Origin of the sequence: Streptomyces sp. NP160 (genome assembly GCF_006335115.1) — a bacterium.
GTDB lineage: Bacteria > Actinomycetota > Actinomycetes > Actinomycetales > Quadrisphaeraceae > Quadrisphaera.
Map to the genome: position 1 here is coordinate 18,576 of NZ_VDMJ01000003.1, position 22,515 is coordinate 41,090.

The 22,515-nt window shown below is 76.0% G+C and carries 23 protein-coding genes and 1 riboswitch; of the genes, 6 read left to right on the forward strand and 17 right to left on the reverse strand.

Annotated elements, in window-relative coordinates:
* Positions 1-156 precede the first annotated feature (156 nt).
* Positions 157-1,263 carry a sodium:calcium antiporter gene (locus tag FHN55_RS01190; RefSeq protein ID WP_257570611.1) on the forward strand — a complete coding sequence of 369 codons (1,107 nt, stop codon included), beginning with the start codon at positions 157-159 and terminating at the stop codon, positions 1,261-1,263.
* 145 nt (positions 1,264-1,408) lie between these two features.
* Here FHN55_RS01190 and FHN55_RS01195 read toward each other — a convergent pair whose 3' ends face one another.
* From FHN55_RS01195 to tsaB, 5 genes are all read right to left on the reverse strand, one after another.
* On the reverse strand, positions 1,409-2,713 hold the full coding sequence (locus tag FHN55_RS01195) for an acyl-CoA dehydrogenase family protein (RefSeq protein WP_139709995.1): 1,305 nt from the start codon (positions 2,711-2,713) through the stop codon (positions 1,409-1,411).
* Between the two features lie 65 nt (positions 2,714-2,778).
* Positions 2,779-2,886, reverse strand: a riboswitch (SAM riboswitch).
* Positions 2,887-2,902: 16 nt separating this feature from the next.
* Positions 2,903-3,970: a biotin/lipoate A/B protein ligase family protein gene (locus tag FHN55_RS01200; RefSeq protein ID WP_139709997.1), complete on the reverse strand. Its 1,068-nt coding sequence runs from the start codon at positions 3,968-3,970 to the stop codon at positions 2,903-2,905.
* A 24-nt stretch (positions 3,971-3,994) separates the two neighbouring features.
* Positions 3,995-5,083 carry a tRNA (adenosine(37)-N6)-threonylcarbamoyltransferase complex transferase subunit TsaD gene (gene tsaD, locus FHN55_RS01205; RefSeq protein ID WP_139709999.1) on the reverse strand — a complete coding sequence of 363 codons (1,089 nt, stop codon included), beginning with the start codon at positions 5,081-5,083 and terminating at the stop codon, positions 3,995-3,997.
* 9 nt (positions 5,084-5,092) lie between these two features.
* A complete protein-coding gene (rimI, locus tag FHN55_RS01210; protein ID WP_257570612.1) occupies positions 5,093-5,572 on the reverse strand; it encodes a ribosomal protein S18-alanine N-acetyltransferase in 480 nt (159 codons plus the stop codon).
* Between the two features lie 18 nt (positions 5,573-5,590).
* Complete coding sequence (tsaB, locus tag FHN55_RS01215) at positions 5,591-6,331, reverse strand: tRNA (adenosine(37)-N6)-threonylcarbamoyltransferase complex dimerization subunit type 1 TsaB (protein ID WP_139710000.1); 741 nt, start codon at positions 6,329-6,331, stop codon at positions 5,591-5,593.
* A 102-nt stretch (positions 6,332-6,433) separates the two neighbouring features.
* Here tsaB and FHN55_RS01220 point away from each other — a divergent pair, with 102 nt between their 5' ends.
* Positions 6,434-6,943: a MarR family winged helix-turn-helix transcriptional regulator gene (locus FHN55_RS01220; RefSeq protein WP_139710002.1), complete on the forward strand. Its 510-nt coding sequence runs from the start codon at positions 6,434-6,436 to the stop codon at positions 6,941-6,943.
* A complete protein-coding gene (locus tag FHN55_RS01225) occupies positions 6,943-8,694 on the forward strand; it encodes an MDR family MFS transporter (RefSeq protein ID WP_139710005.1) in 1,752 nt (583 codons plus the stop codon). Before FHN55_RS01220 ends, FHN55_RS01225 begins: the two co-directional genes overlap by 1 nt.
* Positions 8,695-8,785: 91 nt before the next feature.
* Here the strand turns inward: FHN55_RS01225 and tsaE are convergent, their stop codons facing one another.
* From tsaE to glmS, 5 genes are read right to left on the reverse strand one after another with little or no spacing between them, the layout of a single operon-like run.
* On the reverse strand, positions 8,786-9,217 hold the full coding sequence (gene tsaE, locus FHN55_RS01230) for a tRNA (adenosine(37)-N6)-threonylcarbamoyltransferase complex ATPase subunit type 1 TsaE (protein ID WP_139710307.1): 432 nt from the start codon (positions 9,215-9,217) through the stop codon (positions 8,786-8,788).
* A gap of 50 nt (positions 9,218-9,267) precedes the next feature.
* On the reverse strand, positions 9,268-10,539 hold the full coding sequence (gene alr, locus FHN55_RS01235; RefSeq protein ID WP_257570613.1) for an alanine racemase: 1,272 nt from the start codon (positions 10,537-10,539) through the stop codon (positions 9,268-9,270).
* Entirely contained in the window at positions 10,536-12,119 is a 1,584-nt protein-coding gene (locus FHN55_RS01240) for a bifunctional ADP-dependent NAD(P)H-hydrate dehydratase/NAD(P)H-hydrate epimerase (protein WP_139710007.1), read from the reverse strand. Before FHN55_RS01240 ends, alr begins: the two co-directional genes overlap by 4 nt.
* Positions 12,116-12,487 (reverse strand): holo-ACP synthase, encoded by a 372-nt coding sequence (locus FHN55_RS01245; protein WP_139710009.1) that lies wholly within the window; start codon positions 12,485-12,487, stop codon positions 12,116-12,118. Before FHN55_RS01245 ends, FHN55_RS01240 begins: the two co-directional genes overlap by 4 nt.
* 19 nt (positions 12,488-12,506) lie before the next feature.
* Positions 12,507-14,420, reverse strand: a complete 1,914-nt coding sequence (gene glmS, locus FHN55_RS01250) for a glutamine--fructose-6-phosphate transaminase (isomerizing) (RefSeq protein ID WP_139710011.1) — start codon at positions 14,418-14,420, stop codon at positions 12,507-12,509.
* A 97-nt stretch (positions 14,421-14,517) separates the two neighbouring features.
* On the opposite strand from glmS, the gene coaA reads away from it, so the two are divergent.
* From coaA to FHN55_RS01265, 3 genes are read left to right on the forward strand one after another with little or no spacing between them, the layout of a single operon-like run.
* The gene (gene coaA, locus FHN55_RS01255) at positions 14,518-15,495 is read left to right on the forward strand and encodes a type I pantothenate kinase (protein WP_139710311.1); all 978 of its coding nucleotides are present in this window, start codon (positions 14,518-14,520) and stop codon (positions 15,493-15,495) included.
* 7 nt (positions 15,496-15,502) lie between these two features.
* Positions 15,503-15,943, forward strand: a complete 441-nt coding sequence (locus FHN55_RS01260; protein WP_139710013.1) for a CrcB family protein — start codon at positions 15,503-15,505, stop codon at positions 15,941-15,943.
* Positions 15,940-16,371 carry a CrcB family protein gene (locus FHN55_RS01265; RefSeq protein WP_180357562.1) on the forward strand — a complete coding sequence of 144 codons (432 nt, stop codon included), beginning with the start codon at positions 15,940-15,942 and terminating at the stop codon, positions 16,369-16,371. The genes FHN55_RS01260 and FHN55_RS01265 overlap by 4 nt, the downstream gene beginning before the upstream one ends.
* Before the next feature lie 59 nt (positions 16,372-16,430).
* Here FHN55_RS01265 and glmM read toward each other — a convergent pair whose 3' ends face one another.
* The 7 genes from glmM to FHN55_RS01300 all read right to left on the reverse strand — a co-directional run bounded on the left by glmM (position 16,431) and on the right by FHN55_RS01300 (position 22,449).
* On the reverse strand, positions 16,431-17,777 hold the full coding sequence (gene glmM, locus FHN55_RS01270; protein ID WP_139710015.1) for a phosphoglucosamine mutase: 1,347 nt from the start codon (positions 17,775-17,777) through the stop codon (positions 16,431-16,433).
* Between the two features lie 54 nt (positions 17,778-17,831).
* Positions 17,832-18,275, reverse strand: a complete 444-nt coding sequence (gene rpsI, locus FHN55_RS01275) for a 30S ribosomal protein S9 (RefSeq protein WP_373995690.1) — start codon at positions 18,273-18,275, stop codon at positions 17,832-17,834.
* An 82-nt stretch (positions 18,276-18,357) separates the two neighbouring features.
* Positions 18,358-18,801, reverse strand: a complete 444-nt coding sequence (rplM, locus tag FHN55_RS01280; protein WP_109773062.1) for a 50S ribosomal protein L13 — start codon at positions 18,799-18,801, stop codon at positions 18,358-18,360.
* Positions 18,802-19,073: 272 nt separating this feature from the next.
* Positions 19,074-19,592, reverse strand: a complete 519-nt coding sequence (locus FHN55_RS01285) for a DUF5709 domain-containing protein (RefSeq protein WP_139710019.1) — start codon at positions 19,590-19,592, stop codon at positions 19,074-19,076.
* Positions 19,593-19,617: 25 nt separating this feature from the next.
* A complete protein-coding gene (truA, locus tag FHN55_RS01290) occupies positions 19,618-20,589 on the reverse strand; it encodes a tRNA pseudouridine(38-40) synthase TruA (protein ID WP_257570614.1) in 972 nt (323 codons plus the stop codon).
* A gap of 104 nt (positions 20,590-20,693) precedes the next feature.
* Positions 20,694-21,296, reverse strand: a complete 603-nt coding sequence (gene rplQ, locus FHN55_RS01295; RefSeq protein ID WP_139710021.1) for a 50S ribosomal protein L17 — start codon at positions 21,294-21,296, stop codon at positions 20,694-20,696.
* Positions 21,297-21,432: 136 nt separating this feature from the next.
* The gene (locus FHN55_RS01300; protein WP_139710023.1) at positions 21,433-22,449 is read right to left on the reverse strand and encodes a DNA-directed RNA polymerase subunit alpha; all 1,017 of its coding nucleotides are present in this window, start codon (positions 22,447-22,449) and stop codon (positions 21,433-21,435) included.
* Between the last annotated feature and the right edge of the window lie 66 nt (positions 22,450-22,515).

Genomic DNA, 22,515 nt, shown 5'->3' on the forward strand with positions numbered 1-22,515 from the left:
TCCGGGAGCCGGTAGCGTCGTCGTCGACCCGCCGCGCGGGCCACCACGACTCGTCCTGACCGATGGCGGTGAGCTGGTCGCGGGCCCTCGGGTCCCCGGCTCGCCGCCTTCCTGCTGCGCCCGTGCGGGCGCTGCGGCCTGCTGCGGAGGCACCGCGTGCTGCTCACCCTCGTCCTGCTGCTCGGCTGCGCCGTGCTCATCTACCTGGCGTGCGAGTGGTTCGTGAACGCCGTGGAGTGGCTGGGCGTCCGCATGGCGGTCGGGTCGGCCGTGGTCGGCACGGTGCTCGCCGCCGCGGGCACCGCCCTGCCCGAGAGCGTGGTGACGCTGGTCGCGGTGCTCTTCGGCTCCCCGGAGACCGGCGCCGACGTCGGGGTCGGCGCCGCGCTGGGCGGCCCCCTCGTCGTCGGCAGCCTCGCCTACGCGGTGGTCGGCGTCGTCCTGCTGGGCAACCGGCGGGGGGCCCGACGCGGAGCCGCTCGTGCTGCCGCCGCGGAGCGCGTCAGTGCGGCCGTGGCCGCGAGCGGGGTGGCGGCTGGCCGCAGGCCGTCGACAGGTGGCAGCACGGACGCCGAGGCGGCGCAGCTGGCCGCCGTCGACACCCGCTCGCTGGCGCGCGACCAGGCGTGGTTCCTCGTGTCCTTCGCGGCGGCCGCCTCGCTCGGGCTGGTGGCCTTCGCGGTCAAGCCGTGGCTGGGGTGGCTGTTGTTCGGCGCCTACGCCGTCTACTGCTGGCGCCAGGTGCGGTCCGGCGGCGACGCGCACAGCGCCGAGGACCTCGAGCCCCTCAAGGCCCAGCCGAGGCGCGAGCGCCCGAGCACGACAGCCGTCGTCGCGCAGGTGGTGGTGTCGCTGGCCGTCATCTTCGCCGCCTCGCAGGTGTTCGTCGGGCAGCTGGAGGCGCTGGCGCCGCAGCTGGGCCTGTCGGCCTCGCTGGTGGCGCTGCTGCTCGCCCCCATCGCCACCGAGCTGCCGGAGGTGCTCAACGCCCTCATCTGGGTGCGCCAGGGCAAGGCCTTCCTCGCCCTGGGCAACCTGGCGGGGTCGATGGTCATCCAGGCAACCATCCCCACGGGGCTCGGGCTGGCCTTCACCAGCTGGCACGTGGAGGGTCCTCTGCTGCTGGCCGTGGTCGCCACCCTGGCCGTCGTGGGCTACCTGCTGGTGCTGTTCGCCACCCGCCGCGTGACGGCGGTGCGCCTGGCGGCGGCGTCGTCCGCCTACGCCGCCTTCGCCGTCGGCCTGGCCGTCACCACCGCCTGAGCCCCGCTCCGTCCCGTCCCGTCACCGCACTCGCGCACCCCAGTGCCGGTTCAGGCCCCCTTCATCCCGCACTCGCGCACCCCAGTGCGGCTTCGCGGGGCCTCGAAGCCGCACTCGGATGCGCGAGTGCGGCTTCGCGGGCCGGTCAGCGCGCGGACGCGGGCGTGGCCGCGGTGTGGGTGCCGATGGCCCACACGAACGGCGGGGTCGTGCCGTTGACGGACCAGTCACCCACGATCCTGGCCTTGTAGATCACCGGGTTGTGCGACGCGACCGTGCGCGCGTTGCGCCAGTGCCGGTCGAGGTCCTTGGCGCGCGAAGTCCCCGACGCCCCGAGGGTGTTGAACAGCAGCGTCGCCGCGCGCGGCACGCTCTCGCTGAGCACCACCTGCGCCTGCGCGGTGGCGATCTCGGCGCGGGCGTTGGCGGCGAGGTCGGCCTCGCTGTCGCGGTCGTGGGCGGTGTCGGCGGCGCCCTGGACCGCGGCCGCGGCGGCCAGGGCGGTGGCGCGCGCGGCGAAGGCGGTCGAGGAGATCTCCCCCGCCACGGCGAGCACCTGCGGGTCCTCCCGGACCACGGGCGCCAGGCCGTGGCTGTAGGAGCGGGTGCGGGCGCGCACCTCGTGGGCGGTGTCGCGCTCCACGGCGGCGGCGATGCCGGCGTGCACCGCGAGCAGCACCAGCTGGTACAGCGCCGTCTGGTAGCGGAACCTGTCGTCGAAGGCGGCGAGGTCGTCGTCCTCGACCACGGCGTCCTCCAGCACCATCGTGCCGGTGCCCGTGAGCTGCTGGCCGAAGCCGTCCCAGTCGTCGCTGACGGTCACGCCGGGCTGGTCGAGCCGCACGAGCGCGGTGACGGTGCCGGCGGCGGCGTCCCCGGCCTCCTGCACCGCGAGGGTCTCCTCGTCGGTGAGCTGGGCGACCACGTCGCTCCAGCCGGCGTAGATCGTGCCGGTCGTGTAGTACTTGCGGCCGCTGATGCGCCAGCGGCCGTCGGCGTCGCGACGGACCTTGGTCGCCTGGCCGCCGAGGGTGGTGCCACCGGTCTCGCTCCACGCGTTGCCGGTCCACTCCCCCGCCGCCACCCTGGCGAACCAGGCGTCGCGATAGGGCCCGTCGGGCAGGGACAGCAGGTGCTCCACCCAGGCGACCTGCCCGCGGAAGACCTGCGGCAGGTTGGAGTCCGCGGCGGCCAGGTCGATCATCAGCTCGGTGAAGCCCACGAGGTCGAGGCCGTCACCGCCGTGCTCGACGGGCACGCGCAGGCGCGTGAAGCCGGCCTCCACCAGCGCCCTCACCTGCTCGCGCGGCAGCTCGTGGTCGACCTCGCGCTGCACGACGCCCTCCGCCACGGCGTCGAAGACCGGCTGCAGGCGGGCGCGGGCGGCGGCCAGCCGCTCAGCGGGGGTCGTCGCGCTGGTCCGGTGGGTCGGCTGGGTGGTGGTGCTCATCGACGGCGCTCTCCTCGGCGTTCAGTGGTCGTCACCGGGCGCCTGTGCCCGGGCCGACGAGGAGGAGCGCGCCGTTACCGGGCGCGGACGCCTGGTCCGGTCATCACCCGGAGCACCCCACGACGCGGGGTTGCCGGCCAGCGAGCCGGGGCTTGGCGCTGGCGCTCATGACCTCCGCGCACCGTAGCGTCACGGCACCCGGGCGGTCCAGGCCGGGTCGAGGTACTTGCTCTGCGCCAGCTCGCGGGCGGAGGCGAGCTCCGCGGGCGTCACGTCGCCGTCGGCGAGGCCGTACCGGGCGCGGAACGACGCCGCCATCGCGGCGATGACGTCCTCGCGCGCCATGCCCGTCTGCGAGCGCAGCGGGTCGACGCGCTTGGCGGCGCTCGTGGTGCCCTTGTCGGAGAGCTTCTCGCGGCCGATGCGCAGCACCTGGAGCATCTTCGCGGCGTCGATGTCGTACGACATCGTCACGTGGTGCAGCACCGCTCCGGGCACCCGCTTCTGGGCGGCCCCGGCGATCTTGCCCGCCGCGGAGACGATGTCGTTGATGGGCCGGTACTCGGCCCGGACGCCGAGGTCACCGAGGGCCTCGAGCACCCACGCGTCGAGGTAGGCGTAGGAGTCGACGAAGCTCAGCCCCGCGACCATCGAGTCCGGCACCGTGAGGGACCAGGTGATGGTGTTGCCGGGCTCGGCGAACATCGCGCCCCCGCCGCTGATCCGCCGCACCACGTCCACGCCGAGCGCGGAGGCGGCCTCGCCGTCGACCTCGTTGCGCAGCGACTGGAAGCTCCCGATGATCACGGTCGGCCGGTCCCACTCCCACACCCGCAGCGTGGGCCCGCGGCGTCCGTGCGCCACCTCCTCGAGCAGCACCTCGTCCAGCGCCATGAGCAGCTCGGGGCTCTCGGGACCGCGGTGCACGAGCGACCAGGAGTGGTCGGCGAAGCCCGTCGCGCGGGCCAGGGCGCGTCGGACGACGACGGCGACGGCCTCCGGCGTCACCCCCACGAGCACGGCCCCGGGCGGCAGGGCGGCTCGCACCCGGGCAGCCAGGTCGGCGGCCTCGGTGTCGGCGGGAACGCCCTCCAGCGCCGCGTCGATCGCCTCGAGGGCGTCGTCCGGCTCGAGGAAGAAGTCCCCCGAGACCCGCACGTCGCGCAGCACCCCTCCCGCGCTGAGCTCGTGGGGGCCGCTCACCTCGAGGTCGACCACGACGAGCTTGCCGCCGGGGACCTTGTACTCGCCGTGCACGGTGCGCGCTCCTGCCGGGGGCCGTCAGACGACGACCGTGGACACCGGCAGGCCGGGGTCCGTCGCCAGGTCGAGGGGGGAGGGGCCGAGCCCGTCGGCGAGCGCCAGCGCGCCGAGCGCCGCCACCATCGCGCCGTTGTCGGTGCACAGGCGCAGCGGCGGCACCCGCAGGTCGAGGCCGGCCGCCTCGCAGCGCTCGGCCAGCAGGCCGCGCACGCGCGCGTTGGCAGCGACGCCCCCGCCCAGCAGCACGGTCCGCACCCCGCGGTCCAGCGCCGCGCTGACCGTCTTGCGGGCGAGCACGTCGGCCACGGCCTCGGAGAAGGAGGCGGCGACGTCGGCGACGAAGCGCTCGTCGAGCTCCCCACCGGCCCGGCGGTGGACGTCCACCTCGCGGGCCACGGCCGTCTTGAGGCCCGAGAACGAGAAGTCGTAGGGGTGGCGGCGCAGGTCGTGCGCGGCGGTCAGCCCCCGGGGGAAGGCGATGGCCGCGGGGTCACCGCCCTCGGCGGCGCGCTGCACGTGGGGCCCGCCGGGGTAGGGCAGGCCGAGCAGGCGGGCGACCTTGTCGAAGGCCTCACCGGCGGCGTCGTCGAGGGTCTGGCCGAGCAGCTCCACGCGCAGCGCTCCCACCCCCTCCCCCGCGGGGCTGCGGACGTCGAGCAGCTCGGTGTGCCCGCCGGAGACGAGCAGCGCCACGCTGCGCTCCGGGAGGGCCCCGGAGACGAGCACGTCCACGGCGACGTGCGCCACGAGGTGGTTGACCCCGAGCAGCGGCACGTCCAGCGCCAGGGCGAGCGCCTTCGCCGCCGCGACGCCCACGAGCAGCGCTCCCGCCAGGCCCGGGCCGGCGGTCACCGCCACGGCGTCGACGTCGGCGAGGGTGGCGCCGGCCTCCTCGCACGCCCGCCGCATCGTCGGCAGGAGCGCCTCCAGGTGCGCGCGGCTGGCGATCTCGGGGACGACGCCGCCGAACCTGACGTGCTCGTCGACGCTGCTGGCCACCGCGTGGCCGAGCAGCTGCGCCCCGCGCACCAGGGCCACGCCGGTCTCGTCGCACGAGCTCTCGATGCCCAGCACCAGGGGTGCGGTGGAGCCGCCAGCCGTCGTCACGCGACCACCCTACGAGCGCTGCGCACCGGCACCGGCGCCGGTCAGGCGCAGCCGGAGCACGAGCGCGTCGACGTCCTCGGGCTGGTAGTAGCGCCGCCGCACCCCGATCCTCTCGAAGCCGCGGGCGGCGTAGAGCGCCTGCGCGGGCTCGTTGTCGGCGCGGACCTCGAGCAGCACCGCGCTGGCGCCGCCCTCGCGCGCCGCCGCGACCAGGGCGTCGAGCAGCAGCGCCCCCACCCCCCGGCGCTGCGCGTGAGCAGCCACCGCGAGGGTCTGGACGTCGGCGTCGGGCCCTGCGAGCGCCAGGCCGGCGTAGCCGAGCAGCGCTCCCCCGCCGTCCTCGGCCACGAGGTAGGTGCGCCCGGGGGCGGCCAGCTCCGACCAGAACGTCTCCGCGCTCCACGCGCTCGCGCCGAACAGCGCGGCCTCCACGGGCAGCAGCGGCTCGACGTCCCACCAGCGCATCCGCCGCAGGACCACGCTGCTCACCGACCGCTCACCGGCCGCTCACCGGCTGCTGGCCGGCCGGAGCGAGGCGGGCACCTGGGCGTCGGGGCGGCGCAGGTACAGCGGCTGCGCGGGCAGCAGCTCGCCCCCGACGGCCAGGCGCCGCGCCACGAGGGCGCCCAGCACGCCCGGGTCGGGGTCGAGCGGCAGCGCCACGGAGTCCTGCCCCTGTCCCGAGGCGCCCGCGAGGACGTCGGGGCCGGGCAGCGCGTCGCGGTAGAGCGCCGCGCCGCGCCCCACGGCGGGCAGCCCCTCGGTGACGACGTCGGCGGGGGCGCTGACGTCCGGTCCTGCGGTGCGGCGCCACCCCGCGAGGGCGTCGGAGGGGTCGTCGACGGCGACCCGGGCCCAGTGCACCTCGCGGCGGCGGGCGTCCGCGGCCACCACGAAGCCGCCGGCGAGCGGCCCGCGGGCGCTGGCCGGCGCGGCGGCGAGCGCGGTGGCCGCCAGGGCGTCCAGGCTGCTCACGCCGTGCACCGGCACGCCGAGCGCCTCGGAGAGCGCCAGGGCCGTGACCACGCCGACGCGCAGCCCCGTGAAGGGAGCCGGCCCGACACCCACGGCGACGGCGCCGAGGTCGCGGCGGTCGACGCCGGCCGCGGCCAGCACCGAGCGGACGGCGGGGGCCAGCAGCTCGCCGTGGCGGCGCGGGTCCAGGTGCTGCTCCTGGGCGAGCAGGCGCTCGCCGTCGAGCAGGGCGACGCCGACGGCGGAGGACGTGTCGAGGGCGAGCAGCAGCACGGCCAGCAGCGTAGGCCGCCCGGGTGGCGCCGAGCCCCGCCGCCCGACACGCCGCGACAAGTTGCTTGCACGCTGCACACAACAGTCCTACAGTCATTGCTTGTGACATCCATCGACACGTCGAGCGCGCCGGCCCGCACGCCGGCCGCCGAGGAGCTGGTGGAGGAGTTCGGGTCGCTCATGCGCGTCGTCCACCTCCACAAGGCCCAGTCGGCGATGCGCTCGGCGCACTCCCTGCTCTTCCCGGTGGCCCACCACGGGCCGCTGCGCACCACCGCCCTCGCGGAGCTGGTCCACACCGACCCCTCCACCACCAGCCGGCAGGTCGCCGAGCTGGTCTCCGAGGGCCTCGTCGAGCGCCAGGACGACCCGGCCGACCGCCGCGCCTGCCTCATCGCGACCACCGCCGCGGGCCGCGCCGCCGTCTCGGCGATGCGCGCCCAGCGCGCCCGCCTCTTCGCCGAGGCCCTCTCCGACTGGTCCCCCCAGGAGATCACCTCCTTCACGGGCGACCTGCGCCGCTTCCGCGAGGCGCTCGCCGCGTCCGCGCTCGCTCCCGCGCCCGTCCTCGGGAGCACCCCCTCCAGCACCCAGCCAGACCAGGAGCACTGATGTCCTCCACCGCCGCGGCGCCTCCCGCCGCCAGCGCACCCGGCGCCTTCACCCACCGCCAGATCATGACGATCCTGTCCGGCCTGATGCTCGGCCTCTTCCTGGCCGCGCTCGACCAGACCGTCGTCTCGACCGCCATCCGCACCATCGCGGACGACCTGCAGGGCTACTCGCTGCAGGCGTGGGCCACCACGGCCTTCCTGATCACCTCGACCATCGCCACGCCGCTGTACGGCAAGCTCTCCGACATCTACGGCCGCAAGCCGTTCTACCTCTTCGCGATCGGGATCTTCGTCGTCGGCTCGGCCCTGTGCGCCTTCGCCTGGTCGATGTACTCCCTCGCCGCGTTCCGCGCCGTGCAGGGCATCGGCGCCGGCGGCCTCATGAGCCTGGCGTTCGCGATCCTCGGCGACATCGTGCCGCCGCGGGAGCGCTCCCGGTACCAGGGCTTCTTCATGGCCGTCTTCGGCTCCTCCAGCGTCCTCGGCCCGGTCGTCGGCGGCCTGCTGGCCGGCCAGGACCAGCTGCTCGGCATGAGCGGCTGGCGCTGGATCTTCCTGGTCAACGCGCCGCTCGGCGTGGCGGCCTTCCTCGTGGTGGCCCGCGTGCTCCACATCCCGCACGTCCGCCGCGACCACCGCATCGACTGGTGGGGCGCCGCGGCGCTCGTCGTCGCCCTCGTGCCGCTGCTCATCGTCGCCGAGCAGGGTCGCGAGTGGGGCTGGACCTCCGCCGGCTCCGTCGCCTGCTACGCCATCGGCGCCGTCGGCATCGCCACCTTCGTCGTCGCCGAGCGCGCGATGAAGGACGAGGCGCTGCTGCCGCCGCGCATGTTCGGCGAGCGCACCTTCTCGGTCGGCATCGTGTCCAGCTTCATCGTGGGCATGGGCATGTTCGGCGGGATGCTGCTGCTCCCGCAGTACCTCCAGGTGGTCAAGGGCTCCTCGCCCACCGTCGCCGGCCTGCAGACCCTGCCGCTGGTGCTCGGCATCATGAGCGCCGCCGCCGTCTCCGGCCGCATCACGAGCAGGACCGGCCGGTACAAGGTCTTCCCGGTGGTCGGCACCGCGGTGCTCGCCGTCGCCCTCGGCCTGTTCTCGCTGGTCGGGGCCGACACCCCGCTGCTCGCGACCATGGCGATCATGCTGCTCTTCGGCATGGGCCTGGGCCTCAACATGCAGTCGGTGATCCTCGCGGTGCAGAACGCCGTGAGTCCCCGCGACATGGGCGTGGCCACCTCCTCGGTGACCTTCTTCCGCCAGATGGGCGGCACCCTGGGCGCCGCGGTGTTCCTGTCGCTGCTCTTCAGCATCGTCGTCGGCCGCATCGCCACCGCGTTCACCGAGGCGCAGGGCACCTCCGAGTTCCAGCGGGCGCTCGCCGCGAACCCCGACCAGGCGCAGACCCTGGCCGGCGTCACCTCGGGCGGCGGCTCGCTGAACGACACCTCGTTCCTCAACACCCTCGACGACGCCCTGGCCCACCCCTTCCGGGTCGGCTTCTCCTCCGCGATGGACACGATCTTCCTGCTCGCGGCGGGGATCATGGTGATCGGCTTCGTGGTGACGATCTTCCTCCCGGAGAAGCCGCTGCGCACCACCGCCGGCGTCCAGGCCCGCGCCGAGGAGGCCGGCTCGGCCTCGACCTCCGCGGACGGTCCGGCGGCGGCGGTCGCCGCCTCGGCCCCCACGTCCACCGCCCCGGTGGTGGAGGAGGACGACGACGACCGCCGGGTCCGCGCCTCCCGCTGACACCCGGCGCGCCGCCCCCGGGCGGCGGTGACGCAGCAGACCCGCACCTCGAGCGTCGAGGTGGGGGTCTGCTGCGTCACGCCACCGGGCGTCAGGGCAGCTGCACGCCGTCCCAGCGCGGCCCGAGACCGCGCAGCACCACGCGGCGCCCCTCCCCCGCACCTGCCGTGGAGGGGCGCTCCAGGTGCACCTCGAGGCGGTCCGCCGCGAGCTGCTCGACGAGGCCCTCGCCCCACTCCACCAGCGTCACCGACTCCTCCAGGGAGGCGTCCAGGTCGAGGTCGTCCACCTCGCCGGCGGACCCGAGCCGGTAGGCGTCCACGTGGACCATCGACGGCCCGCCCACGAGCGAGGGGTGGACGCGGGAGATGACGAACGTGGGCGAGGTGACCGGGCCGCGCACGCCGAGGCCGTCGCCCACGCCCTGGGCCAGGGTGGTCTTGCCCGCGCCGAGGTCCCCGGTGAGGACCACGAGGTCGCCCGGGCGCAGCAGCGCGGCCAGCGCGCGCCCCAGGTCGTGCATGTCCTCGGCGGTCGGCACCGACAGCACCCGCTCGGCGGTCTGACCTGCGGTCACAGCCCTGCCCCCTCCTGCTCACCCGTCTGGTCGTCGGTCTGGTCGTCGGTCTGGTCGTCGGTCTGGGGCACGCCGGCGGTGCCGGTGTACCGGCGCGGCAGGCGCGCGGAGACGCGCGCCACCACCTCGTAGCCGATGGTGCCGCACGCCCGCGCCCAGTCCTCCGCGGTGGGGCCTCCCAGGGCGCCGTCGCCGAAGAGCTCCACGAGGTCCCCCGCGGCAGCCGTCCCGGCGCCCGGCAGGCCGCCCAGGTCCACCACGAACTGGTCCATGCAGACCCGGCCGGCCACCGTGGTGCGGCCACCGGCCACCACCACCGGACCGACCCCGCTGGCCGCGCGCGGCACGCCGTCGGCGTAGCCCAGGGGCACCAGGCCCAGCCGGGTCGGGCGGTCGGTCGTGTAGGTGTGCCCGTAGGAGACGCCCTGCCCCGCCTCGACGTCCTTGACCAGCGCCAGCCGGGTCCGCACCGACATCGCCGGGCGCAGGCCCAGCTGCTCCGGCGTGCCGACACCGTCGCCCGGCGATAGCCCGTAGACGGCGATGCCGGGCCGCACGAGGTCGTAGCGGAGGTCCGGGTCGGTCAGGAGGGCGGCGGAGTTGGCGAGGTGCCGCAGCGCGAAGGTCGCCCCCAGCTCACCGGCCGCCGCCAGCGCGCCCTCGAAGGCCTCGCGCTGCCGCAGCAGGCTCGGGTGGCCGGGCTCGTCGGCGCGGGCGAGGTGCGACCAGGCGCCCACCAGCTCGGCCAGCCCCTCCTCGCGCGCCGCCACCGCAGCGCGCACCGCTCCCGGCCAGTCCGCCGCCGTCGCGCCCCCGCGGCCCATCCCGGTCTCGGCCTCCAGGTGCAGCCGCACCGGTCGGTCCGCGGCGCGCGCGGCCTCCGCGAGGAGCCGCACCGCCCGCTCCGAGGACGCCGACAGGTCCACTCCCGCGGCCACGGCGGCCTGCACGTCCTGGCCCGGCACCCACAGCCAGCACAGCACGGGTGCGGTCACGCCGGCGGCGCGCAGGGCCAGCGCCTCCCCCAGCTGCGCCACGCCCAGCCAGGTGGCCCCTCCGGCGAGCGCGGCGCGCGCGGCGGGCACCAGCCCGTGGCCATACGCGTCGGCCTTGACCACCGCCATGACGACGGCGGGGGCTGCGCGCTCGACGAGGCGCGCGGTGTTGGCGGCGATGGCGTCGAGGTCCACCACCGCCTGCCCGGTCCAGCGCCCGTGCCAGAGGCCCGCCGTCGTCTCGGCCGTCGGCTCGGTCGTCGCGTCGGTCACGAGGGCCACTCCCGCCGGGTCAGCAGGTGCGCGACGACGCCGGGCACCGCCCGCGCCACCGCCTCAGCGTGCAGCGGTCCGCCGCCGCTGGCGAGGGCAGCGGCGCGGCCGTGCACAGCGGTCGCGAGCGCCCCGGCGTCGAAGGGGTCCAGTCCCGCCGCCAGCAGCGTGCCGGCGACCCCCGCGAGCACGTCGCCCGCACCGGCCGTCCCGAGCCAGCCGGGCCCGTCGGTCTGCGAGCGCACCCGCCCGTCCGGCGCGCCCAGCAGGGTGGTCGAGCCCTTGAGCAGGACGACGGCGCCGGTGGCGCGGGCGGCGCGCTGGGCGTGCTCGAGCGGGCGGCCCTCGACCGCGGTCCGGTCCACCTCCTCGCCGTCCGGTCCGTCCAGGCCGCTGAGCAGCCGGGCGAGCTCGCCGGCGTGCGGGGTGAGCAGCACGGCGGTGCGCCGGGGGTCGAGGGGACCGGTGTCGCGCAGGCGGGCCGCCAGCGCCGGCAGGGCGCCGGCGTCGAGCAGGGCGGGGACGCCGTCGTCGAGCGCCGCGGCCAGCGCGTCCGAGACCGCTGCCGCCTGGGCGCCGTCGTCGGGGTCGACCCCGGACCCGACGGCCCAGGCCTGCACCCGTCCCGCGCCGGGGACCACCTCGGGCAGGCGCTGGCGGACCAGGTCGGTGGGACGCGGCGGCCCCACGTAGCGGACCATCCCGGCGCCGGAGAGCACGGCGGCGGTGGTGCACAGCAGCGCCGCGCCGGTGTAGGTGTCGCCGCCGGCGACCACGCCGAGCACGCCGCGGGAGTACTTGTCGTCCTGCGGTCCGGGCACCGGCCACAGCAGCGCCGCCTGCTCGGGCTCCAGCTCCTCCACGGCCGCCGGTCCCAGCACCGCCGGGTCGAGCCCGGTGTCGACGACGACGACCCGACCCGCGGCCCTCACCGCCGGCGGCAGCAGCAGCGCCGGCTTGGCGGTGCCGAAGGTGACGGTGACGTCGGCGTGCACGCAGGCGGGGCGCCCGCGGGGGTCGCGCGGCAGCTCGCCGCTGTCGGCGGCCACGCCGCTGGGCACGTCGACGGCCACCACGAGAGCACCGGCGGGGACCGCCGCGACGAGGGCCGAGGCGGAGGCGTCCAGCCCGGGGCGCCCGCCGGTGCCCAGCAGCCCGTCGAGCACCACGTCGGCGCCCGCGAGCGCGGAGCGCGCCGCCGCACGGCGGCGGCCGTGGTCGCCGTCGGTCGGCGCAGCGGCGGGCAGGACCCTGCCGCCCGCGGCGCGCAGCGCCGCCAGACCCCCGGCGTGGGCCCGCGGGCCGGCCAGCAGGGCCACCACCTGGGCTCCCCCGGCGGCCAGGCGGGCACCCGCGTGCAGCGCGTCGCCGCCGTTGCTGCCGACGCCCACCAGCAGCGCCACCCGGGCCCCGTAGAGCCGGCCGCGCCGGCGGCGCACCTCACCGGCCACCACGGACGCCAGTCCCGCGGCGGCGCGGAGCATCAGCGGGCCGTCCTGCGCTGGGGGGCGGTCGGGCAGGCCCGGGTCGGCGGCGGCCTCGGCGCGCCGGACGGCCTCGACGGTGTGGGCGGAGGTCACGGGGTCCCAGCCTGGCCCAGCGCCTCGGCCAGCACGAAGGCGGAGGCCACGCCGGCGTCGTGGGTGAGCGACAGGTGCCAGGTGGTCACGCCGAGCTCGGCGGCGGCGGCCGCCACCGTGCCGCGCACCCGCAGCACGGGCCGTCCGGACGCCGAGCGCTCGACCTCGGCGTCGTGCCAGGCCAGGCCACCCGGGGCGCCGAGGGCCTTGGCCACGGCCTCCTTGGCGGCGAAGCGGGCCGCGAGGGACTCCAGCGGCAGGTCGCGCTCGGCGGGGGTGAAGAGCCTCGTCCGCAGCGCGGGGGTGCGGGCCAGGGTGCGCCCGAACCTCTCCACGCCCACGACGTCGACGCCCACGCCGACGATCACCGCCGTGCTCCTCGGGCGCTCACTCGACGGTGACGGACTTGGCGAGGTTGCGCGGCTGGTCGACGTCCAGGCCCTTGGCGCTGGCCACCTCCATCGCGAACACCTGGAGCGGCACCACCGTCACCAGCGGCGCCATCAGCGTGGGCACCCGCGGCACCCGCACCACGAGGTCGGCCGAGCCGAGCACCGCGTCGTCGCCGTCCTCGGCGATGACGATGGTGCGCGCACCGCGGGCGCGCACCTCCTGGGCGTTGGAGACGACCTTGGCGTGCAGGGAGTCGCGGCTGTCGGGCGAGGGCACGATGACGAACACCGGCTGCCCCTCCTCCACCAGCGCGATCGGGCCGTGCTTGAGCTCGCCGGCGGCGAAGCCCTCGGCGTGCAGGTAGGCCAGCTCCTTGAGCTTCAGCGCGCCCTCGAGGGCCACCGGGAACCCGACGTGGCGGCCCAGGAAGAGCACCGACTTGGAGTCGGCGAGCTCGTGGGCGAGCTTGCGGACCTCCTCGGACCTGTCCAGCACGGTCTGGACGGCGTCGGGCATGCCGTGCAGCTGCCCCAGGACGGTGCGCACCTCGTCGGCGAACATGTTGCCGCGCAGCTGCGCGAGGTACAGGCCCAGCAGGTAGCACGCGGTGATCTGCGCGAGGAAGGCCTTGGTGGAGGCGACCGCCACCTCGGGGCCCGCGTGGGTGTACAGCGCCGCGTCGGACTCGCGGGGGATGGTCGCGCCCTGGGTGTTGCAGATGGCGAGCACCTTGGCGCCCTGCTCGCGCGCGTGGCGGATGGCCATGACGACGTCCATCGTCTCCCCGGACTGGGAGATGGCGACGACGAGGGTGCGCTCGGTGAGCACCGGGTCGCGGTAGCGGAACTCGTGGGCGAGCTCGACCTCCACCGGGATCCGGCACCAGTGCTCGATGGCGTACTTGGCCACGTGCCCGGCGTAGGCGGCCGTGCCGCACGCGATGACGATGATCTTGTCGGTGCGGCGCAGGACGGCGGTGTCCATGCGCAGCTCGTCGAGCACGAGGGCGCCGCTGGCGTCGGTGCGCCCGAGCAGCGTGTCGGCGACGGCCTTGGGCTGCTCGTGGATCTCCTTGTCCATGTACCACTGGTAGCCGCCCTTCTCGGCGGCCGCGGCGTCCCAGTCGACGGTGAAGGCGCGCGGGGTGACCGGCGCGCCGTCGAAGCCGGTGACCTCGACGGAGGTGGCGGTGATGGTGACCACCTGGTCCTGGCCGAGCTCCAGCGCGTCGCGGGTGCGGCCGATGAAGGCCGCGACGTCGGAGCCGAGGTAGTTGGCGCCGTCGCCGAGCCCCACCACCAGCGGGGAGTTGCGGCGGGCGCCGACCACGGTGCCGGGCGCGTCGACGTGGACGGCCAGCAGCGTGAAGGCGCCCTCGAGGTCGCGGCAGACCTCGCGCATCGCCGTGGTGAGGTCGGCCCCGGCGGCCACCGCGCGGCCGAGCAGGTGCGCGACCACCTCGGTGTCGGTCTGGGAGGTGAACGGCACGCCCTGCTCGAGCAGCTCGGCCTTGAGCGCGGCGTAGTTCTCGATGATGCCGTTGTGGATGACGGCCAGGCGGCCGTCGGCGCTCGTGTGCGGGTGGGCGTTGGCGTCGGTGGGGCCGCCGTGCGTCGCCCAGCGGGTGTGGCCGATGGCGGCCGCCGCGTCCGGCACCGGCTCGGCCTCCAGCGCCTCCACCAGGCGTGCCAGGCGACCGGCCCGCTTGGTGACGTGCAGCGCGTGCGCTCCGCCCCCGGGCCCGTCGTGGCCGTCGGCCTCGGCGACGACGGCGACGCCCGCGCTGTCGTAGCCCCGGTACTCCAGCCGCCTCAGGCCCTCCAGGACCACCGCGAGCGCCTCACCGCCGGCGGGGTCGCTGGGCCGGACGGTGGGACGGGGACCTGCGTAGCCCACGATGCCGCACATGTCGGGAAGGCTACGGCTCCTCGTCCGGGCATGATGGCGCCCCGTGGAACCAGCCCCGCCGCGCACCGGCCAGAGCACGGGCCGGACGACGGGGTCCCTGCCCGCCGTGGCACCGGCGACCAGGCCCGGCGCGTCCCCCTTCGTCGACCTGGACCGCGCCGCGTGGAGCCGCCTGCGCGCCTCCACGCCCATGAACCTCACCGCCGCGGACCTCGAGCGCGTGCGCGGCCTCGGGGAGCGGATCGACCTGCGGGAGGTGGAGGAGGTCTACCTGCCGCTGTCCCGGCTGCTGAACCTCTACGCCGCCGGCGCGGCGCGGATGCACGCGGTGACCTCCACGTTCCTCGGGGACGGCTCCGGCGTCGCGCCCGGGCCGCGCACCCCCTTCGTCATCGGGGTGGCGGGGTCGGTGGCGGTCGGCAAGTCGACGGTGGCGCGCCTGCTGCGCGAGCTGCTCTCGCACTGGCCCGACACCCCGCGCGTCGAGCTGGTGACCACCGACGGGTTCCTGATGCCCAACGCGGAGCTGGAGCGACGCGGGCTGCTCGGCCGCAAGGGCTTCCCCGAGTCCTACGACCGCCGCGCGCTGCTCCGCTTCGTGACGGCGGTGAAGTCCGGGGCGCCGGAGGTGCGGGCCCCCCTGTACTCCCACCTCGTCTACGACATCGTCCCCGGGGCGGAGGTCGTGGTGCGCTCCCCCGACGTCCTCATCGTCGAGGGCCTCAACGTGCTGCAGCCCGCGCGGCCCCGCAGCGACGGGCGCACCGGGCTGGCGGTGAGCGACTTCTTCGACGTCTCGCTCTACGTGGACGCCCGCACCGAGGACGTCGCCACCTGGTACGAGGAGCGCTTCCTGCGGCTGCGCCAGACGGCCTTCTCCCGCCCGGAGTCGTACTTCCGCCGCTACGCGGACCTGTCCGACGCCCAGGCCCGGGCCCGCGCGCGGGAGATCTGGTCGAGCATCAACGAGCCGAACCTCGTGGAGAACGTCCTCACCACGCGGGGGCGCGCCACGATCGTCCTGCGCAAGGCGGCGGACCACTCCGTGACGCGCGTGCGCCTGCGCAAGCTGTGAGCCGCGCGTGAGCGGTGCTGCCGGCCGGGCGGGGCTGCCGCCGTGGCGGCTGCTGGGGCTGGTGGCGCTGGGGGGTGCCGTCGGGGCGCCGCTGCGCTGGGCGCTGGCTCTGGCGCTGCCGGGGCCCGCGTCGGGGTGGCCGACGGCCACCTTCACCACCAACCTCGTGGGCGCCTTCGCGCTCGGGCTGGTCCTGGAGGCGCTGGCGCGCCGCGGGCCCGACGAGGGGCGCCGCAGGGCGGTCCGGCTCGCCGTGGGCACCGGCGTGCTGGGCGCCTTCACCACCTACAGCACCTTCGCGCTGGAGGTCGACCAGTACCTGCGCTCGGGCCAGGTGGGCCTGGGTGTCGGCTACGCGCTGGCCACCGCGGCGGCGGGGGTCGTGTGCGCAGCGCTGGGGGTGCTGGTCGCCTCAGCGGGGCGGGGCCGGACCAGGAGCGCCCCGTGACCGGCGCAGCCCTCCTGCTCGTCGTGCTGGGCGGCGTGGCCGGTGCCCCTGCGCGCTACGCGCTGGACTGCGCCGTCCTGGCCCGCTGGCAGCGCCGGCACCGGTCCGCGACCCCGTCCCGCCCGCCGGCCGTCCCCCCGGGGACCCTGGTCGTCAACCTGCTGGGCGCCTTGCTGCTCGGCGTGCTCGTGGGGCTCGCGCCCCCCGGTACGTCCACGTCGCGCGGCCCGCTGTGGCTCGTGGCCGCAGCGACCGGCTTCTGCGGCTCCTTCACCACCTTCAGCAGCGCCGCCCTCGAGGTGGTCAGGCTCGCGCAGGCGCGCCGGTGGGCCGCAGCAGGGGCCACCGCGTCGGTGCACCTGCTCGGGAGCCTGGGCGCGCTCGGCGTCGGGCTCGCGACGGGGACGGCGCTCGCGCCGCCGGGCTGACACCGCCGGCTGGCACCACCACCGCCGCCGTCGGCGACCGCGTGCCGCCGGGGACGGCCTCAGAGGGCCAGGCGCTCCCCGACGACGCCGGCGAGCCGGTCAGCGACGGCCCGGGCCTGCGCCTCGTCGCCCGCCTCCACCATGACGCGGACGAGCGGCTCGGTGCCGGAGGGGCGCAGCAGCACGCGGCCGGTCTCGCCGAGCTCCGCGGATGCTGCGGCGACGGCCGCCGAGACGTGCTCGTCGGAGCTGGCCCGCGACTTGTCGACGCGCGGCACGTTGACCAGCACCTGCGGCAGCCGCTGGACCACGGAGGCGACCTCCGCCAGGGGGCGGCCCACCTCGGCGACCCGGGCGAGCAGGTGCAGGGCGGTGAGCACGCCGTCGCCGGTGGTCTGGTGCTCGAGCATCACGACGTGGCCTGACTGCTCACCGCCGAGGGCGTAGCCGCCCTCGCGCATGGCCTCGAGCACGTAGCGGTCGCCCACGGCGGTCTGCAGGACCTCGACGCCCGCGGCGCGCATGGCCAGCAGCAGCCCGAGGTTGCTCATGACCGTGGCGACGAGCACCGAGCCGGGCAGCTGCCCGCGCTCGGCGAGAGCCAGCGCGAGCACGCCCATGATCTGGTCGCCGTCGACGACCCGTCCCGCCGCGTCGACGGCCAGGCACCGGTCGGCGTCACCGTCGAAGGCGATGCCGGCGTCCGCGCGGTGCTCGACCACGGCCCGCTGCAGTGGCTCGAGGTGGGTCGACCCCACACCGTCGTTGGTGTTGAGCCCGTCCGGCTCCGCGCCCATGACGACCACGTCGGCTCCGGCGCGGCGCAGCGCCTCCGGCCCGACGCTCCAGGCGGCTCCGTGGGCGCAGTCGACGACGACGCGCAGCCCGTCCAGCCGGTGGGGCAGCGTGGCGAGGAGGTGGTCCACGTACCGCGCCCCGGCACCGGCGTCGGCGGTGACCCGCCCGACGCCGGCGCCCGTGGGGCGCGCCCACGGCTCGCGCAGGCGCCCCTCGATGGCGTCCTCCACCTCGTCGGGCAGCTTGTGGCCGCCGCGGGCGAAGAACTTGATGCCGTTGTCCGGCACCGGGTTGTGCGACGCGGACAGCACCACGCCGAGGTCCGCCCCCGTGGCGGCGACGACGTGGGCGATGCCCGGGGTCGGCAGCACACCGACGTCGGAGACGTCCACGCCGGCGCTCGCCAGCCCGGCGACCACCGCTGCCGAGAGGAACTCTCCCGACGCGCGGGGGTCGCGACCGACCACGGCCCGCGGGCGGTGCCCGGAGAACGCTCCTGCGTCTCCGAGCACGTGCGCCGCGGCCACCGACAGGTCGAGGGCGAGCTCCGCGGTGACGTCGACGTTCGCGAGACCGCGCACGCCGTCCGTGCCGAAGTAGCGACCCATGTCAGCCTCTGGTCCTGCTCGTGCTGCGGGGAAGCTGCAGCCGGACGAGCCGGGTCAGCGCTTGCTGTACTGAGGAGCCTTGCGGGCCTTCTTGAGGCCGGCCTTCTTGCGCTCCTTGATCCGCGCGTCGCGGCTCAGGAAGCCGGCCTTCTTGAGCGAAGGGCGGTTGGCCTCGACGTCGATGCCGTTGAGGGCGCGGGCGATGCCCAGGCGCAGCGCACCGGCCTGGCCGGAGACGCCGCCGCCGTCGATGCGGGCGATGACGTCGAAGCGGCCCTCGACCTCAGTGACGCGGAAGGGCTCGTTCACCATCTGCTGGTGGACCTTGTTCGGGAAGTACGACTCGAGGTCGCGCCCGTTGATGGACCACTGGCCGGAGCCGGGGACGATGCGCACCCGCGCCACGGCCTCCTTGCGGCGGCCGGTGGCCGCACCCGGGGCGGTGATGCTCGAGCCACCGCCGGCGATGCCGGGGCTGGTGGTCGAGTAGCTGCTCAGCTCGTCCTCGTCGTAGCCGCCGTCCTCGAGGGGGGCGTCGACGGGCGCGGTGTCGGTGCTCAACGGAGGTCCTCCTGCGCGCTCACTGCGCGACCTGGGTCAGGGTGTACGGCGTGGGCTTCTGGGCGGCGTGGGGGTGCTCGGGGCCCGCGTAGACCTTGAGCTTGCCGAGGACCTCACGGCCCAGGGAGTTCTTGGGGATCATGCCGCGCACGGCGCGCTCGATGGCGCGCTCGGGGTCGCGGGCGAGGAGGTCGGTGTAGCGCTCCGACTTCAGACCGCCCGGGTAGCCCGAGTGGCGGTAGACCCGCTTCTGCTCCGACTTGCTGCCCGTGAGGACGACCTTGTCGGCGTTGATGATGATGACGAAGTCACCGGTGTCGACGTGCGGGGCGAACACGGGCTTGTGCTTGCCGCGCAGCAGACGCGCGGTCTGGCTGGCCAGACGGCCCAGGACGACGTCCGAGGCGTCGATGACGTGCCAGGCGCGGTCGACCTCGCCGGGCTTGGGGGTGTACGTGCGCACGCTCGGACCTTCGCTCTGTGGACAGTGGTTCGTGAGGGGTGGTGCTGGTACTGCTGGGGGTGCGCCTCGACCGGTTGCGCCGGAGGTGTGTCCACCGTTCACGGCGACGTCGAACGCACGACGGCCAGCAGACTACTCGGCGCCGGTCCCCCGGGTCAAAACGCGGCCCCGGCCCCGGGACGCGCCGGGGCCGGGGCCGCGTGGGAGCTGACGAGGACCGCGCCGGGACCGCCGACGCGGCGCGCGGCGGTGGGGGTCGGGCGTCCTCGGGGTCAGTCGTCCTCGGGGTCGGGGACGACGTGGACGGCGGCCTCCTCGGCGGAGGCCGCGCCGCCGTCGATGCCGGCGTCGCTCGCCACGGCGCTCTTCTCCCGGTCCTCCGAGGCGCCCTGGTCCGGCTCCACGAGGCGGCCGGCGCGCGCGTCGCCCACCTCGTCGTCCAGGAGCTCCCCCTCGACGTCGCCGGAGGCGGGCTGGTCGGCCGGCAGGTCGCCGTCGTCCGCGAGACCGGCGGAGGCGTCGCGGTCGCCGCTGCCGCGCGGCTGGCCCTCCTCGTCGGAGCCGTCCAGGACGACCGACGCGGACGGGTCCGGCTCCTCCTCGGCGAGGCGCTCGTCGAGGGTCTCGCCGGCCAGCTCCTCGTCGGCGGTCATCCCGAAGCGGCCCACGCGCACGTCGCGCTCACGAGGCGAGTGGCCCTCGTCGAGGAGCTCGCTCTGGTAGGCGTCGTCCTCGGTGTCGGCCATCGAGGTGATCGGGTCCTGGTCGGGCTGGGCCCCGGGGGTGCTCATGGTCACGAGGCTGCCACGGAGCGCCTCAGCCGTCCTGCTGAGCGCCTCCCCCCGGGGGTGCCGCCTGCGGCTCGTCGCGGCGCGCGCGGGCCTGCCGGACGCGCAGGGCGAGGTCGGGGTCGTCCGGGTAGTCCACGCGCTCGAGCACGAGCCCGTGGGCCGGCGCCACGGTGACCCCCGGGTCGCGCCGGGCGGCGGCGAGCACCTGCGCGGGCCACTCCACCGGACGGCGCCTCGACCCGACGGCCACGGCGGCCCCGACGAGGGCGCGCACCATGGAGTGGCAGAACGCGTCGGCGACCACCTCGGCCACCAGCAGGTCCCCCTCGCCCGCCGGCGCGCGGCCGTGCTCGCGCCGCCAGCGGTAGCGCAGCAGCGTGCGGGTGGTCGTGGCGCCCTCCCGCGGGCGGCAGAAGGCGGCGAAGTCGTGGAGCCCCTCCAGCGCCCGGGACGCGGCGTCCATCGCCGCCTCGTCGAGGCGCCCGTGCGCTCCCGCGCCCGCGCGGCGGGCGTCTACCACGTCGCGCCGCCGCAGCGGGTCCGTCCCCCCGGGGCGGTCCGAGATCCGGTAGGCGTAGTGGCGCCGCAGGGCTGCGAAGCGGGCGTCGAAGCCGTCAGGGGCCGGTGCCGCGGCCCGGACGACCACGTCGGTCGGAAGCACCCCCGCCAGCCGCGTGACGAGCGAGGCGGCCGGTGTCCTGGCCGACCTGCCAGGCAGCTGCTCCCACGCGGGCAGGGGGACGTCGACGTGCACCACCTGCCCCCGGGCGTGGACGCCGGCGTCGGTGCGCCCCGCCACCACCGTCGCGGGCGGCTCGCCCAGCCGGAGCACCCGGGCCAGGCCGTCCTCGAGCTCCCCCTGGACGGTGCGCAGCCCCGGCTGGCGGGCCCACCCGGCGAAGTCCGTGCCGTCGTAGCCGAGGTCCAGCCGGACTCGCACGCGCGGACCCGCCGCGCCGGGCCGTCCCTCGGGCACCTGGGCCTGCGCGTCCTGCACGCGAGGACCCTGCCACGGGCGCCGCGGGGCGCGGCCGGGGGGCCGCACGACGACGGGGGCCCCTGCACCTCGCGGTGCAGGGGCCCCCGTGGACGTGCGGCTCGTCAGGCCTTGGGCGCCTCGGCGGAGCCGGCGGCGTCGTCGACCTGCGACTCGGCCGGGGTCACGGCCGTGGTGTCACCGGCCTCGGCGGACGGAGCGGCCTGCGAGGTCGGCTCGGCCTGCTCCTCGGCGGCCGGGGCCTCGGTGGCCTCCGCCTCCGTGGCGGTCGCCGCAGCGGGCTGGTTGCCGCGCGCGGAGCGGGCTGTCGCTGCCTCGGCCTCGCGCACGGTGGCGGCGCGCGCGGTCAGCGGCTCGAGGACCAGCTCGATGACGGCCATGGGGGCCTTGTCACCCTTGCGCGGGCCGATCTTGGTGATGCGGGTGTAGCCGCCCGGGCGCTCGGCCATGGCGGGCCCGATCTCCGTGAAGAGGGCGTGCACGACGCCCTTGTCCTTCACGGTCGACAGGACGCGGCGGCGGGCTGCGAGGTCACCGCGCTTCGCGAACGTCACGAGGCGCTCGGCCAGGGGGCGCAGGCGCTTGGCCTTGGCCTCCGTGGTCGTGATGCTGCGGTGCTCGAACAGCTGGGTGGCCAGGCCGGCGAGCAGCAGGCGCTCGTGCGCCGGGCCGCTGCCGAGCCGCGGACCCTTGGTGGGGGTGGGCATCTCGTCTCCAGTGATCGTCAGTCGTGCGTCGGTGCTGCTGCGGCCCCGGGGCGCCGGACCGCGGTGGTCCGGCGCCCCGGGAGCCGCTCAGCGCTGGTCGGGACCGGCCAGCGCCGCGGTGGGGCTGAGGTGGGGCTCAGTACTGCTCGGTCTCGGCGAACGCGGAGTCGTCGTCCGCGCCGTAGCTGTCGACCGCCAGACCGGGGTCGAACCCGGGGGGGCTGTCCTTGAGCTGCAGGCCCATGCCCTGCAGCTTGACCTTGACCTCGTCGATGGACTTCGCGCCGAAGTTGCGGATGTCCATCAGGTCGGCCTCGCTGCGCGCGGTGAGCTCACCCACGGTGTGGATGCCCTCGCGCTTGAGGCAGTTGTAGGAGCGGACCGTGAGCTCGAGCTCCTCGATCGGCAGGGCGAGGTCGGCCGCCAGCGCCGCGTCGGACGGCGACGGGCCGATGTCGATGCCCTCGGCCTCGACGTTGAGCTCGCGGGCCAGGCCGAACAGCTCCATGAGCGTCTTGCCCGCGCTGGCCATCGCGTCGCGGGGGCGCGTGGACGGCTTGGTCTCGACGTCCACGACCAGGCGGTCGAAGTCGGTGCGCTGCTCCACGCGGGTGGCCTCGACCTTGTAGGTCACCTTGAGGACCGGGGAGTAGATCGAGTCGACCGGGATGCGGCCGATCTCGGCGTCCGCGTCCTTGTTCTGCGCGGCGGAGACGTACCCGCGCCCGCGCTCGACGGTCAGCTCCACCTCGAGGCGGGCGGTCTCGTCGAGGGTGGCGAGCTCCAGCTCGGGGTTGTGCACCTCGACACCGGCCGGAGGCGCGATGTCGGCGGCGGTCACGACGCCGGGGCCCTGCTTGCGCAGGTACATCACCACGGGCTCGTCGTGCTCGCTGGAGACGACGAGGCCCTTGATGCCGAGGATCAGCTCGGTGACGTCCTCCTTGACGCCCGGCACCGTGCTGAACTCGTGCAGCACGCCGTCGATGCGGATGCTGGTCACGGCCGCGCCCGGGATGGACGACAGCAGCGTGCGGCGCAGGGAGTTGCCGAGGGTGTAGCCGAAGCCGGGCTCGAGCGGCTCGATGACGAACCGGGAGCGGTGGTCGGCGATCGGCTCCTCGAGGAGCGTGGGGCGCTGTGCGATGAGCACGGGTGGGTGCCTTCCTGCCGAGGGTCCGCCATATGACCCTGCGGCGCGTGTTCACCCCGGGCGGCG